Below are 12,455 nucleotides of genomic sequence, written 5' to 3' on the forward strand. Positions count from 1 at the left end.
GCACGCGAGATTTCATCGGGTTTTATGCAAGCGCGCCAGTGTCGGTCGACACCGGGAGGCGGCATCGGAGGAAGATCATGACCCACAGTTCGGATGTGCGGATGCGGACGTTGCTGAACAAGGTGCCGGAAGTCACCGTCTACTTCTGGATCATCAAAATCCTTGCGACGACCGTCGGCGAAACCGCCGCCGATTTGCTCTCCACCCGCCTCGGATTGGGGCTCACGGTTACGTCGTGGATCATGACCGGCGCCTTCGTCGCCGCCCTCGTGGTGCAGCTGCGCGCCAGTCGCTACATTCCCACGCCCTACTGGCTCACTGTCGTCCTGATCAGCGTCGTGGGAACGCTGATCTCCGACAATCTCGTCGACGGCATGGGGATTAACCTCGTCACCACGTCGACCGCGTTCGCGATCATTCTGGCTGCGGTCTTCACGCTCTGGTATCTGAGCGAACGGACGCTCTCCATCCACACGATTGTCACGCGACGGCGCGAATATTTTTACTGGGCCGCGATCCTGTTTACTTTCGCGCTCGGCACCTCGGCCGGCGATCTCATGGCCGAGCGGTTCAACCTCGGATACGGTCCGGCGGCGGTCGTGTTCGCCGCGATGATTGCGGCGACCTTTGGCCTCTATCGCTTTGCCCGGATGAACGCGGTGCTCGCCTTCTGGATCGCCTACATCCTGACCCGCCCGCTCGGCGCATCGGTCGGCGACTTCCTCGCCAAGCCGGTCATTGCCGACGGCCTGGGATGGGGCACGGTCAACACCAGCCTGCTGTTCCTCAGCGCCATCCTTGCGTTGGTCGTCTTTCTGACCGTCACCAAGGCCGATCGCATCGAGAGTGTCCCTGCGAACGTCGGCGCGAAACGCTCCGCTGAAGCCTGATCACCAGATCGAGGCTGGTGACCGGCGCCGCTCCAGCCCTGGCGCTCATGCGAGCGAAACAATCGACGGCCCATCAACAAACAGGAGACTTCAATGACACAATCGCTGATCAAGACCGCCATCCTCGCCGCCGCAATCGGGATTGCCGCCACGTCGGCCGCGCGGGCCGATTGCGAAAGCGATCTCAAGCAACTCGAGCACGCGTTCACGACGCCGAATCTCGCCGCGCCCGCCAAGGCGGCTCTCGACGTGGCGAAGACCAAGGCGGTGGCCGCGCTGAAGAAAGACGACGACAAAACATGTCATGCGGCGGTCGCCGAAGGGCTGAGCAAGGCGGGCCTCAAGATGAAATAGCGCCTGGGCGTTTCGCTGGTTGCACTCTTTCCAAGGTCTCGTTCCATGCTCGACACTCTCAATCGGTCTTGGCTGGAATGGATGGTCGCGTCGCCGGATCTTTCCGGCGGCGCGTTTCTGCTTCCGCTCGTGCTCGCCGAGTGGGCGATTTTCACCGGCCCAGCGGCGCTAATTCTGCTTTGGGTGCTGGGCGACAGGCAGGATCGGCGTGCTGCCGTGGGAGCCTGTCTTAGTGCGCTTCTGGCGCTGGCTTTGGCCGCCGGGATTTCATCCGTCTATTTTCATCCGCGTCCTTTCATGGACGGCCTGGCGCGCAACTATTTGCATCACGCGGCGGACAGCTCGTTTCCGAGCGACCACGCGATCGTTCTCTTTACGCTCGCCTGGTCGCTGCTCCTGACGCGACCGGGTTGGCTGAAGCGCGTTTGGCTGGCGTTGCTGCTGGTTGCCTGCGCCGTTGGCTGGTCGCGCATATATCTAGGTGCGCATTATCCGCTCGACATCGTCGGCGCTGCAGTGCTCGGTCTTGTGACCGCCTACGGCGTCAACCGGTCCTCGTTGAATCGTTGGCGCGACCTCGGTACGGACCTGGCCGAGAAGCTCTACAGCCTTCCCCTCGACCTCCTAAGCAAACGCAAAAACTGAGCTGCGCGCTCATTTCGTGCTCATTCTTCGTTGTTAGAGCTTCTGCATCGGCTTGTTGCGTTACGACAAAACAGGAGCTTTCCATGACATCTTCGCCTCTAACCAGACGGCGCTTGCACGCGATCGGACTGGTGCTCATCCTCGCACCGGCGATTGGGATCGTCGTTCCGGCCGCAGCGCAGGAAAGAGCCATCGCGCCGGAAATCAATCCGCCAGGGGACATTCCTGACAATCAGCAGTTCGTTACTTTCGAGGCGACGCAAGGTGCGGCTTTGAAGGTTCCGGAAGGGTGGGCTCGGACGGATACGAAGGAAGGTGCGATCTTTGCGGACAAATATGGCCGCATCGAACTCACCATCCGACCATCGACATCGCCGCTTACGATCGACATTCTGCGCGCACAGCAGATTGCAGATCTCGAAAGAAGCGGGCGCGCGGTCAAGGTCCTGAGGACCGAGCAAGTGAAGCTGCCCGCAGGGTCGGCGATCAAGGTCGTCTATACGTCGAATTCGGACCCGAACCCGGTCACGAACAAGCAGATCCGGCTCGAAAGCGAACGCTTTTATCTGTCGCGCAACGGGAAGCTCGCTGAACTCACATTCTCGGCGCCGGCCGGCGCGGACAATGTCGATCAATGGACATTGATGAGTAAATCGTTTCGGTGGAAGTGACATGACCCTGCTGGTGGCTGACGACCTGTATCGTTTCTTTCATGTCGGCGAAACCGAAGTGCGGGCTTTGCGCGGCGCCAGTCTCCGCGTCGATCGCGGCGAAACAGTCGCTCTCGTCGGAGCATCTGGGAGCGGCAAATCGACTCTCATGGCGTGTATCGCAGGACTCGACGATCCAGACGGCGGACTGGTTACCATCGATGGCGAGTGCATGACACGGCACGCCGAGGACGAGCGCGCGGCGCTGCGAGGGCGCTGTATCGGGTTTCTTGCGCAGTCGCGCAACCTGTTTGGCCACTTGAGTGTATCCGAAAACATTCGCCTGCAATTGGAACTCGGAGGCGCAAAGGATAGCGAAAAGCGGATCGGCGAGCTTTTGAGTCTTGTCGGACTGTCGGAGCGTCGCCATGCACGGCCGCAGACCCTGTCGGGTGGTGAGGCGGCACGAGCCGGGCTTGCCGTCGCCCTCGCCAACGACCCGCCTCTGTTGATGGCAGATGAGCCAACGGCGGAGGTCGATTCGGAAACCGAACGCATGATTCTCGATGTGCTCGAAATGCGGCGATGCGACGGGGCCGCAGCCTTGATCGCCACTCACAGTCAAGCGATAGCAGCTCAAGCCACCCGCATCGTTAGGATCGTGGACGGCCGAATCATCGCGGCGGATGTGCTCGCCGCAACAGACGGCGTTCCCAAAGTCAACCGATCGATTCGAGAGCAGCGTGACGGCGCTATCCTGGTCGCAGCGCACGACCTTTCTCGCAGTTTTGCGTCTGGCGACCGGAGTTTCAGGGCGATCTCGTCGGTCGATTTCAGTATTCGCGCAGGCCAAAGCATAGCATTGGTGGGCCGCTCTGGCAGCGGCAAGTCAACTTTGTTGAATCTGATGGCGGGGCTGGTCGATGCGGACCAGCCCGGGTCGATGAGTTGGCCGGGATTTGACGAATCACGGCCATTGCGGCCGCAACAGATCGCCATGGTCTTCCAAGCGCCTTCGCTCATTCCTGCTTTGAGTGTTATCGAGAATGTTCGTCTACCGCTCGAACTCGCCGGCAGCAACTCAGTCGATTTTCTCGATCCGATGCAAGTCATGCATAGCTTGTCGATTTCCGATCTCGCCGAAAAGCTCCCCGATCAGTTGTCTGGCGGGCAGATGCAGCGTGTTGCGATTGCCCGCGCGCTCGTTACACGTCCCAAATTATTGCTGGCCGACGAGCCGACGGGGCAACTCGATCGCGCGACCGCACATGAGGTCGTTGCCGCTCTCTTGAAGGCGGTCGCCGCCATCGGGGCCACGCTTGTTGTGGCCACGCATGATCAGGCTGTCGCTGTCGAGATGGAGGAACAATGGACCATCGAGCGCGGCCGCCTGGCCGTCAGTCCAAATGAAAGAGATGCGGCATGATTAGGCTCTGGTTGAAGGGCACCGTCACCGCGCGCTGGCGTCATTTATTGGCCGCCGGAGCCGGGATTGCCTGCGCCACGGCACTCATTGGTCTAATCGGCGTGTTTGGCATTTCGAGCGCGAGAACAATGACGTCCCGCGCGCTCTCCGCCGTACCCGTCGACTGGCAGGTCGCGCTTGTTCCGGGCGCAAACCCGGGGGAACTGACGAAGAAGCTGCGCGATGCCGCGCCGGTCCGCGCGGTCGCGACGATCGGCTATGCCGACACCGTCGCACTGAGTTCCAAGACCAGAGAATCAACCCAAACCACAGGATCGGGCCAGGTTCTCGGTTTGCCGCCAGATTATCAGTTGCTCTTCCCCGGCCAGATTCGACCTCTACTGGGCGCATCCAGCGGTGTGCTGCTCGCTCAGCAGACGGCGGCCAACCTGCACGCGACGGTGGGCAGCATCGTCACTGTGGCATCGGTTGGCGCGGCGCCATTCGACGTTACTGTCGCCGGCATCATCGATCTTCCCAATGCAGATGCGTTGTTTCAGGTCATCGGCCCGCAACGCGGGGCGTCACCGACCGCTCCGCCTGATAACGTCATTATGCTTCCCGATCCAATCTGGCGGACGCATTTTGGAGAGGCGGCCCGCCTGGCTGGCGGCGGCGCTCGGCTTCAACTTCACGTCGGTCTCGATCACGCTCGTCTGCCTGCCGCGCCGGATGTCGCATTCGCGACGACGACCGGTATGGCGAAGAATTTTGAAGTGCGCGCGGCCGGCGAGGCCGTGGTTGGCGACAACATTTCGGCACGTCTGGACGCGGTGCGGCAAGATGCGCTGCTGGCGCGCATTCTGCTCCTGTTTCTCGGATTGCCGGGTGTGGTTCTGGCGCTCTTGCTGACGATCTCGGTCGTGCGCGCTGACAGCGTCCGTCGCCGGCACGACTTTGCGCTGCTGTCATTGCGTGGCGCGGGAGCGGCGCAGGTGGTGTCGCTGGTTGCGGTCGGAACAATGGTCGTGTCGCTCCTCGCGGTGTCTTTCGGTGTCGCGGCGTCGATAGCCTTGTCGCGACTCGCTTTGCATGTCGACGTCGGCATCTATGGAACGGCGGCTTGGCTGAGCGTGACTGCGTTTGCGGCCATTGCCGTATCCAGTCTTGCCGTGATCGGCCCCGTAGTGGCTGACTTACGCCAGTCGAGCGTTTCGGGCCGGATGTGGCTTCCAATCGAACATGCGGCCTCATGGGAGCGCGGCAAACTTGACATTGTGCTGTTGTTGCTCGCGGCGCTTATCTATTGGCGCTCGGCCTCTACTGGGTATCAACTCGTGTTGGCGCCGGAGGGCGTTGCTTCGACGGCAGTTGACTATACCGCGTTTCTTGCGCCGCTTCTGTTTTGGCTCGGCGCCGGCCTCGTGACGATACGGCTCGGCCGCGCGCTGTTGCGGCGGGCCGGCTCCTGGCTGCCAAAGATGCTATCACCGCTGTCCGGTCGTCTGTCGACGTTGACCAGTTCCTCTCTGATCAGGCAGCGGAGCAGGCTTGCCTCCGGCATGGCGCTCATCGCGATTGCGGCTTCATTTGCGGTGGCGACGACAGTGTTCAATTCGACCTATCGCAGCCAGCAGCTTGTCGACGCCCGGTTGACGACAGGCGCCGACGTGGCGGTGACCGGGACTACGGCGATCCCCGCCGGAGCGGCGTTGAGCCGCATATCGACCATTACCGGTGTTCTCGCGGCGGAGCCGATGCAGCATCGCTTCGCGTATGTCGGCAAGGATCTTCAGGATCTGTTCGGTATCGACCCTGTCAGGATTACGAACGCAACCGATATCGTCGATGGATACTTCTCGAATATTGGCGCTCGCGAGGCGTTGGCGCGGCTTTCGCGACAACGCGATGGTATCCTCGTATCGCAAGAAACGGTGAACGACTTTCAACTCGCGATTGGCGATCTGCTCAATCTGCGCATGCGTGCCGCGGACGGTTCGGAAAAAACTGTCGCATTCCATCTCGTAGGCGTCGTGAAGGAATTTCCAACCGCGCCACGCGATAGTTTTCTGGTCGCCAACGCTCGCTACGTCGCGGACCAAACCGGTGCAAACCAGGAGGAAACAGTTCTGATTAGAGCCGACGGTTCTACAGCCGTGTTGGCTCAACGTATCCGGGAATCGCTGGGGACGTCTCCACCACTGAAAGTCACAGACATCTCTCAAGCCGCACATCTCATCGGCTCAAGTCTGACGGCTGTCGACTTGGCCACGCTCGGTGCAGTGGAACTCGGATTCGCCGCGCTATTCGTAGCAATGGCTACCGGGCTGATTCTCTGGCTTGGTCAATCAGAACGAACGAAATCGAACGCAATTCTGCTCTCGCTCGGTGCCTCACGCCGCGAGGTTCGCTCCTTCATCTGGAGCGAAACGCTGATTGTCGCCGGCATCGGCCTTCCGGCTGGCGCGCTCATCGGTGTGATCGATGCCTGGATGCTCGTGCGGTTGCTGAGCGGGGTATTCGACCCTCCGCCAGATTATCTGAATTTCCCATTGGGTTCCTTGAGCTTCATGTTTGTTGGCGCGATTGCTGCGGTCGCACTGTCCGTCCTCGCGCAAAGTGCCTGGACAAAGGATGGGATAGCTCGGGAGTTGCGGAGCTGAACAAAGATCGGAAACCGCAATTGCAAGGAACGAAGCGTGGGTAGGCAGCGCAATGAATTCTGCTCGTAAAATCGAAATTCGTCATTTGCGCTATTTCGTAGCGGCGACAGAGCATGGCAGTTTTCGTAAAGCGGCCGACACGCTTTCGATTCAAGAATCCGCGATTAGCCGGCGTATCCGCGACATGGAAGATCTACTTGGCGCATCGTTGTTCCAGCGATATAGCGGCGGTGTATTCCTGACGCTTGCCGGCCAGCGATTTTTACGCCGAGCACGCACGGCACTCCAGCAGATCGACGATGGCTCCAAAGAGGTTGGCGCAATTGGCCGCTCCGACGAAGGACGAATCCGGATCGGTATTTTCTCCTCGCTCGCTTCCGGCTTCTTGGCTGACCTGCTGCGCGCATATGACAGAGATCACGCAGGCGTTCTGATCGATTTGATCGACGGCAACCCGCCTGAACATGTAGCTGCCATCCGACAGCTTCGGCTCGACGTCGCGTTTATCACTGGGACATCTGAGTGGTCGGGGTGTGAGACGGAAAATCTTTGGTTTGAGCGCGTCTTTGTAGTGTTACCAGTCGACCATCCGCTAACTGCCAAAAGCAGGCTCGATTGGCCCGATCTCGCCCACGAATCCTTTATCGTCAGTGACGGTGCACCTGGGCAGGAGATCCGCGACTATCTGGTGCAACGGCTGGCCGGTCTCGGCCATCATCCCGATATCCATCTGCAATATGTTGGACGTGACAACATGCTGGCGCTCGTAGCGATTGGACGCGGATTGACACTGACCAGCGAAGCCACCACGGTCGTGCGATTTCCCGGCATCGTCTATCGACCGGTTGCAAACGAAATCCTTCCATTTTCTGCTGTGCGGTCGCCGGGAAATGACAATCCTGCCTGCCGGCGATTGTTAAGCCTTGCACGGTCGATGGCCAATCGATGAATCAGGTTGAAATCAGGCGTCCTGCTTTGGAACCGGCGCTTCGCCTTCGCAAAGCCCGATCTGTCGCAATGAACCTCTCCAGCATCGGCCCGATCAGGCGAACGGGTTCTGCGGGTGACGAAATCAGCAACGTGAACGCTCAACCGAGGGCTAGAAATCTAGGTGGATGCCTTTGGAGACCGAGAAGAGCGTCGCGCTTTTATGAACTCCCGATCCGTAACCATAAATCGCTCGAGCATGGGCCCAATGAGCTTGATGGGGTCGGCGACAGGCTGGCTCGTGTCGCGAGCCAGGATTTCGGCATAGAGCTTCAAGTCCCGAAAGACCGTTGCAGGCAATTCGTGCGTCACTTTCACGGGTTTGTCGTCGGCGATGTGACCGAGTTTCAACTTGGCCATGGTCAACTCCTGTAGGGTTCGAGGACGAGATCGCGGGTGACGACAATCCTGACCGGGAAGCCCGGCCGGATGGTGAGTGTCGGCGCGACCTGTAGCTGGCGGCGGATGATTTGCTGACCCGCATCGTTGATGGTGTCCTGACCGCCATTACGGATGGCGCGGAGCAGCCGGTTCTCGTCACTGACGGCAAGCTCGGCTCCGACCGACAACAGCGTCGACAGGCCGGCGGCCTTGGCGAGATCCCACCAGTGATAATCGACGCCGTCCTCGAGACCGGCGTAGCCTTGGCCGTCTGCGCCCGGTTGGCGTTCCAGAACGATGGAGCGGCCATTCGGCAGGATGAGCCTGTTCCAGACAAGCAGGACGCGGCGCTGGCCGAACTGCACGTTGTTGTCGTACTGGCCGATGACTCGCGTGCCTTGCGGCACAAGGAGGATGCGACCGGTCGGACTGTCGTAGATATTTTCCGTCACTTGCGCCGTGATCTGGCCAGGCAAGTCGGAGCGGATGCCGGTGATCAGGGCGGCGGAGATGACGGCGCCGGCCTGAAGGACATAGGGCGATGCCGGAGCCATGACGCGATCCGACGACGTCGTGCGCCGATCGACGGCGGCGTTGAGGAAAGCGAGTTGCTTATCCTGCGCGGTCTGCTTAGCGGGCTGGCCTGTCAGACCGAGTCCCGTGAGAGCCGGCATGGTCATATCTGGCTGTGTCCCGACCGTCGCCGTATGGCCCGGCGCGGTCTGGAAGAAGACGCGCGACGTCCGGGCAGCCTCTTCCTCGGCTCGTCGGCGCTGTTCGGCTTCATCGACCGCCGGCGTCGTGATGGACGGCGGCACGACGGGCTGTCCCTTGTTCTGTGCGTCGACGATCGGACGGCCGAGATCGCCGGGCAGCGGCGGGCCGAGCACCGGGCCGGTATAGTCGCGCGGCAGGCCAGCGAGACCGTCGGCGGGTTGCCGATTGGCGGTGGAATAGAGTTCCTGGCCGCTATTGCCTGCATCGCGCGTGTGAAGGGCGTAGATCAGCGCGCCGCCGATACCGAGGGACGCGACGACGCCGATGCTCCCGAGCATCTTGCGCGACAGGCGGGTGACGCGCGGCGGCTCCGCGCGAAGCCGCATCGAGGCGGCAGCGGTCGGTTCATTATTTTCGCTCATGACGGCCTTCCATCGGTTCGGACGATCCTGACGGTCTGTTGCTTGTCGCCGCCACCAAGGCGCAGCTCGGCCGCGCCGAACAGGCGATCGACGATCAGGATGTTCCGATAGATGCGGCTGTTTGCGATCTGCGCCTCGCCGTCGGGGCCGATGACGAAGATCGGCGGCATTTCGCCTTGCACGATACCGCGCGGGAATTCGACATAGACGCGCCTGCCGTCGTCATAGATTGCGATCGGCTTCCACGGCGGATTGTCGCCGGAGAGACCGTAGCGATAATTGCGTGCTGCCGCGGCGGGGATAACCGGCGCTGCCGGGACGCTCGCCCGCTGCCCGGCCGGCAGTTGCGGATAGGCCCACGACACGGACGGCATGTAGGGTTTCGGGCCGGAGCGCAGTTCGAGCATATAGGTGCGCCGATCGGTCGTGATGACCAGATTGGTGGTGATGTCGGCGCGCGACGGCTTCACCAGCACATGGACACGCCGCGTGTCGCCAGACCCGCTTTCGGTATCGCCGATGATCCAGCGCGCGGTATCGCCGGCGGCGATCGGTCCGGCGCCAGTCAGATTCTCGCCCGGCTCGAGCGCGATGTCGCTGATCTGGCTGGGTGCGGCATAGACCTGATAGAGCGCACCATCGCTCCAGGGATAAATCTGGATGGCGTTATAATAGCCTTCGCGGCGTGGCTGGACGCGGGCGGCGGCGTTGGCGCTTTCGACGCGTGCGGTCGGCGTGTTGGCCGCCGCTCCGCCGCGCGTCGGCGTCCAGGCCGGCGGGATATGCAGCGGCTTTGGCCGATCGTCGGTGACGGATGCGGGCAACGCCGGAAGGGCCGGCACATTGGAGTCGTAGCTGATCTGCGGCGGCCTTTGCAGTGTGGCGCACCCGGCGAGCGTGGAGCCAGAAAGCAGCAAAGCAGCCACTACGGATTTACGGAAAGGCGGCTTTCCGCTTCTGCGGATCATTGGCCAGCTCATTGGCTCATCTCCCGCGACCATGAGATTGCGTTGACATAAATTCCGAGCGGATTGGCCTTGAGCCGGTCAGCGTCACGCGGCGGCTGGATCACGATGGTCAGGATCGCGGTCCAGCGCTCGGTGGTGGAGAGCTGGCCGCTCTCGTAACGGCGTTCGGTCCAGGCGACACGGAAGCTATCCGGCGACGCACGAATGACGCTAGAGACATCGACGGCGATTTGCTGCTTGCCGACCTTGGCGAAGGGGTCGTTGGCGCGCGCATAGTCGTTGAGCGCCGCCGATCCGCGATCCGTCGTCCACTCGTAGGCGCGCAACCAGTTCTGCCGGACGATGATAGGATCGGCAGGGATCGAACGGACCTGCTCGATGAAGCGCGCGAGATGCCACGCCACTTGCGGATCAGTCGGCCGATAATCGGCCGTTGCTGGCGCGACGGCCTGCGCCTGACCGAATTTATCGACCTGCACCACCCAGGGAACGACGATCCCGCGCGCCGATTGCCAGACGAGCGCCGTGGCGAAGCCGGCCGAGAGGATCAGCGATCCGAAGGCCATAGCGCGCCAGTTGCGGGCCTGAACGCGGGCGGAGCCGATGCGCTCGTCCCAGACCTGCGCTGCACGCTGATAGGGCGTTTCCGGTTGAGGTGACTTGCCGTAATGCGTGGCGGGTCGTTTGAAGAAACTCATTTGCGATCGCTTTCGGAAAGATTGACGGAAGAGCCGGAGCCATGGCTGTCGCCGGAGCGGACGGCATGTGCGGTAGTCTGGACGGCATGACTCATGTGTCCGCCGCGCCGCATACGTTGCGCCCAAGCTGGCGGAGTGTTCGGAGCGCTGGCCGATGCGCTGGCGGAGATGGAGGCGTCATTAGCGGCTGCCGCGCCGCCGCCGACCGTGCCCATGGTCGAGGAGCCGCCGGTCGCTGCGAACGAACCTTTGGCACCGCCCGCATAGCTTGATTTAACGCTGTCGGCGGCACGCGCGGCGGCACGCTTAAGGGGCGAAACGGCTACGGAGCCGGCTGCGCGAGCAATACCGCCGAGTCCGGAAGCTACGCCGGCCGCGCCTGACTGCCCCAGCGAACCGAGCGTGTAAGCCGACGACGAGGCCCCTGCCGCGGCAGCGCCGCCACGCACTGCTGCCGCGCCGCCGGAAAGAGCTGCCGCTCCACCTCGCGCCGCCAGCATCGCGCCGCCGCCAGTGGCAAGGGCAGCGCCTCCGACCGCAAGGCCGGTGCCGATGGCTGCACCGGCGCCGAGTTGCGGGCCGCCGGACACGAGGCCGTTGGCGATGCCGGGGCCGAAGATGCCGAGACCGAGGAGCGACAAGGCAGCAAGAACAATGGCCATCGCGTCGTCAACGGACGGCGTGTTGCCCCCGAATCCTTGCGTGAACTGGCTAAACAGCGTCGAGCCGATACCGATGACGACGGCGAGCACCAGTACCTTGATGCCGGACGAGACGACGTTTCCCAGGACCCTTTCGGCCATGAAGGCAGTCTTGCCAAACAGGCCGAACGGGATCAGCACGAATCCGGCAAGCGTGGACAGCTTGAACTCGATCAGCGTCACGAAAAGCTGGATCGCCAGAATGAAGAAGGCGAGGATGACGAGCGCCCAAGCAAACAGCAGGCAGGCGATCTGGATCAGGTTCTCGAACACTGCGATCCAGCCCATCAATGGCGAGATGGATTCGAGCAGCGGCCGCGCAGCATCGAGGCCGGTCTGCGCGACCTTGCCGGGGCGGAGCAGATCCTGCACGGTGAAGCCGGTGCCGCTCGCCTTCAGACCAAGGCCGGCGAAACTGTCGAAGATGATCTTCGCGAGATTGTTCCAGTTGGAAATGAGATAGGCGAAGACGCCGACGAAGAGTGTCTTCTTCACCAATCGCGCCATGATGTCGTCGTCCGCGCCCCAGCTCCAGAACAGGGCCGCGAGCGTCACGTCGATGACGATCAGCGTGGTGGCGATGAAGCCGACTTCGCCGGACAACAGCCCGAAGCCGGAGTCGATGTATCGGGTGAATACCCCGAGGAAATTGTCGATGACGCCCGCGCCGCTCATGGTTCACCGCCTTCCGTTGGACGTCGGCGACGTGGATACCGACCTGTGGCCGAGGAATCTGTTGCGGGTTTCGGTCCAGACGCGCAGACATTCCGCGTCGCTCGCAGCCTGCTGGCCAAGCTCCTGGCACCGAAGCTGGCCCTCGCGCACCGGATCGCGCTCGGGCTGGATCAGCCGTGGCGGCTGCTCTGCCGGTGCGTCGTCCTTGCGAGTAAGCTCGATCACCGTCATTGTGATGGCGGTCGCGACGAAGACGATCGCGCCAATCCGCGCCAGCAACTTGCCGTCCATGCGCGCGC

General features: G+C 62.1%; 14 protein-coding genes. 7 read left to right on the plus strand and 7 right to left on the minus strand.

Annotated features, from left to right (window positions below):
* Window positions 1-77: 77 nt before the first annotated feature.
* The 7 genes from I554_RS0120035 to I554_RS0120065 all read left to right on the plus strand — a co-directional run bounded on the left by I554_RS0120035 (window position 78) and on the right by I554_RS0120065 (window position 7,556).
* Complete coding sequence (locus tag I554_RS0120035) at window positions 78-890, plus strand: membrane protein (protein ID WP_029659391.1); 813 nt, start codon at window positions 78-80, stop codon at window positions 888-890.
* 93 nt (window positions 891-983) lie between these two features.
* On the plus strand, window positions 984-1,244 hold the full coding sequence (locus I554_RS0120040) for a hypothetical protein (protein WP_024578063.1): 261 nt from the start codon (window positions 984-986) through the stop codon (window positions 1,242-1,244).
* Between the two features lie 45 nt (window positions 1,245-1,289).
* Complete coding sequence (locus tag I554_RS25750; protein WP_024578064.1) at window positions 1,290-1,889, plus strand: undecaprenyl-diphosphatase; 600 nt, start codon at window positions 1,290-1,292, stop codon at window positions 1,887-1,889.
* An 83-nt stretch (window positions 1,890-1,972) separates the two neighbouring features.
* Window positions 1,973-2,560, plus strand: a complete 588-nt coding sequence (locus tag I554_RS0120050; protein WP_024578065.1) for a hypothetical protein — start codon at window positions 1,973-1,975, stop codon at window positions 2,558-2,560.
* A 1-nt stretch (window position 2,561) separates the two neighbouring features.
* Window positions 2,562-3,965: an ATP-binding cassette domain-containing protein gene (locus I554_RS27380; RefSeq protein WP_024578066.1), complete on the plus strand. Its 1,404-nt coding sequence runs from the start codon at window positions 2,562-2,564 to the stop codon at window positions 3,963-3,965.
* Window positions 3,962-6,607 (plus strand): ABC transporter permease, encoded by a 2,646-nt coding sequence (locus I554_RS0120060; RefSeq protein WP_024578067.1) that lies wholly within the window; start codon window positions 3,962-3,964, stop codon window positions 6,605-6,607. Before I554_RS27380 ends, I554_RS0120060 begins: the two co-directional genes overlap by 4 nt.
* A gap of 52 nt (window positions 6,608-6,659) precedes the next feature.
* On the plus strand, window positions 6,660-7,556 hold the full coding sequence (locus I554_RS0120065) for a LysR family transcriptional regulator (protein WP_029659394.1): 897 nt from the start codon (window positions 6,660-6,662) through the stop codon (window positions 7,554-7,556).
* Between the two features lies 1 nt (window position 7,557).
* On the opposite strand, the gene I554_RS26980 is transcribed toward I554_RS0120065, so the two are convergent.
* From I554_RS26980 to trbK-alt, 7 genes are read right to left on the minus strand one after another with little or no spacing between them, the layout of a single operon-like run.
* A complete protein-coding gene (locus tag I554_RS26980) occupies window positions 7,558-7,686 on the minus strand; it encodes a DUF2274 domain-containing protein (RefSeq protein WP_152527740.1) in 129 nt (42 codons plus the stop codon).
* A 28-nt stretch (window positions 7,687-7,714) separates the two neighbouring features.
* The gene (locus tag I554_RS0120070) at window positions 7,715-7,954 is read right to left on the minus strand and encodes a DUF2274 domain-containing protein (RefSeq protein WP_009337896.1); all 240 of its coding nucleotides are present in this window, start codon (window positions 7,952-7,954) and stop codon (window positions 7,715-7,717) included.
* A gap of 2 nt (window positions 7,955-7,956) precedes the next feature.
* Window positions 7,957-9,114 (minus strand): TrbI/VirB10 family protein, encoded by a 1,158-nt coding sequence (locus I554_RS0120075; RefSeq protein ID WP_024578068.1) that lies wholly within the window; start codon window positions 9,112-9,114, stop codon window positions 7,957-7,959.
* Entirely contained in the window at window positions 9,111-10,082 is a 972-nt protein-coding gene (gene trbG, locus I554_RS0120080; RefSeq protein WP_029659395.1) for a P-type conjugative transfer protein TrbG, read from the minus strand. Before trbG ends, I554_RS0120075 begins: the two co-directional genes overlap by 4 nt.
* An 8-nt stretch (window positions 10,083-10,090) precedes the next feature.
* Window positions 10,091-10,780 (minus strand): conjugal transfer protein TrbF, encoded by a 690-nt coding sequence (gene trbF / locus I554_RS0120085; protein WP_024578070.1) that lies wholly within the window; start codon window positions 10,778-10,780, stop codon window positions 10,091-10,093.
* Window positions 10,777-12,156, minus strand: a complete 1,380-nt coding sequence (trbL, locus tag I554_RS0120090; protein WP_024578071.1) for a P-type conjugative transfer protein TrbL — start codon at window positions 12,154-12,156, stop codon at window positions 10,777-10,779. The genes trbF and trbL overlap by 4 nt, the downstream gene beginning before the upstream one ends.
* Before the next feature lie 3 nt (window positions 12,157-12,159).
* On the minus strand, window positions 12,160-12,447 hold the full coding sequence (trbK-alt, locus tag I554_RS0120095) for a putative entry exclusion protein TrbK-alt (protein WP_024578072.1): 288 nt from the start codon (window positions 12,445-12,447) through the stop codon (window positions 12,160-12,162).
* Between the last annotated feature and the right edge of the window lie 8 nt (window positions 12,448-12,455).

It is taken from the genome of Afipia sp. OHSU_II-C1, assembly GCF_000497575.1.
In the GTDB taxonomy this organism is placed as follows: domain Bacteria; phylum Pseudomonadota; class Alphaproteobacteria; order Rhizobiales; family Xanthobacteraceae; genus Afipia.

Coding starts and splice junctions, on each gene's coding strand:
- I554_RS0120035 (WP_029659391.1), top strand. CDS start 78: ATGACCCACAGTTCGGATGTGCGGATGCGGACGTTGCTGAACAAGGTG.
- I554_RS0120040 (WP_024578063.1), top strand. CDS start 984: ATGACACAATCGCTGATCAAGACCGCCATCCTCGCCGCCGCAATCGGG.
- I554_RS25750 (WP_024578064.1), top strand. CDS start 1,290: ATGCTCGACACTCTCAATCGGTCTTGGCTGGAATGGATGGTCGCGTCG.
- I554_RS0120050 (WP_024578065.1), top strand. CDS start 1,973: ATGACATCTTCGCCTCTAACCAGACGGCGCTTGCACGCGATCGGACTG.
- I554_RS27380 (WP_024578066.1), top strand. CDS start 2,562: ATGACCCTGCTGGTGGCTGACGACCTGTATCGTTTCTTTCATGTCGGC.
- I554_RS0120060 (WP_024578067.1), top strand. CDS start 3,962: ATGATTAGGCTCTGGTTGAAGGGCACCGTCACCGCGCGCTGGCGTCAT.
- I554_RS0120065 (WP_029659394.1), top strand. CDS start 6,660: ATGAATTCTGCTCGTAAAATCGAAATTCGTCATTTGCGCTATTTCGTA.
- I554_RS0120070 (WP_009337896.1), bottom strand. CDS start 7,954: ATGGCCAAGTTGAAACTCGGTCACATCGCCGACGACAAACCCGTGAAA.
- I554_RS0120075 (WP_024578068.1), bottom strand. CDS start 9,114: ATGAGCGAAAATAATGAACCGACCGCTGCCGCCTCGATGCGGCTTCGC.
- trbG (WP_029659395.1), bottom strand. CDS start 10,082: ATGATCCGCAGAAGCGGAAAGCCGCCTTTCCGTAAATCCGTAGTGGCT.
- trbF (WP_024578070.1), bottom strand. CDS start 10,780: ATGAGTTTCTTCAAACGACCCGCCACGCATTACGGCAAGTCACCTCAA.
- trbL (WP_024578071.1), bottom strand. CDS start 12,156: ATGAGCGGCGCGGGCGTCATCGACAATTTCCTCGGGGTATTCACCCGA.
- trbK-alt (WP_024578072.1), bottom strand. CDS start 12,447: ATGGACGGCAAGTTGCTGGCGCGGATTGGCGCGATCGTCTTCGTCGCG.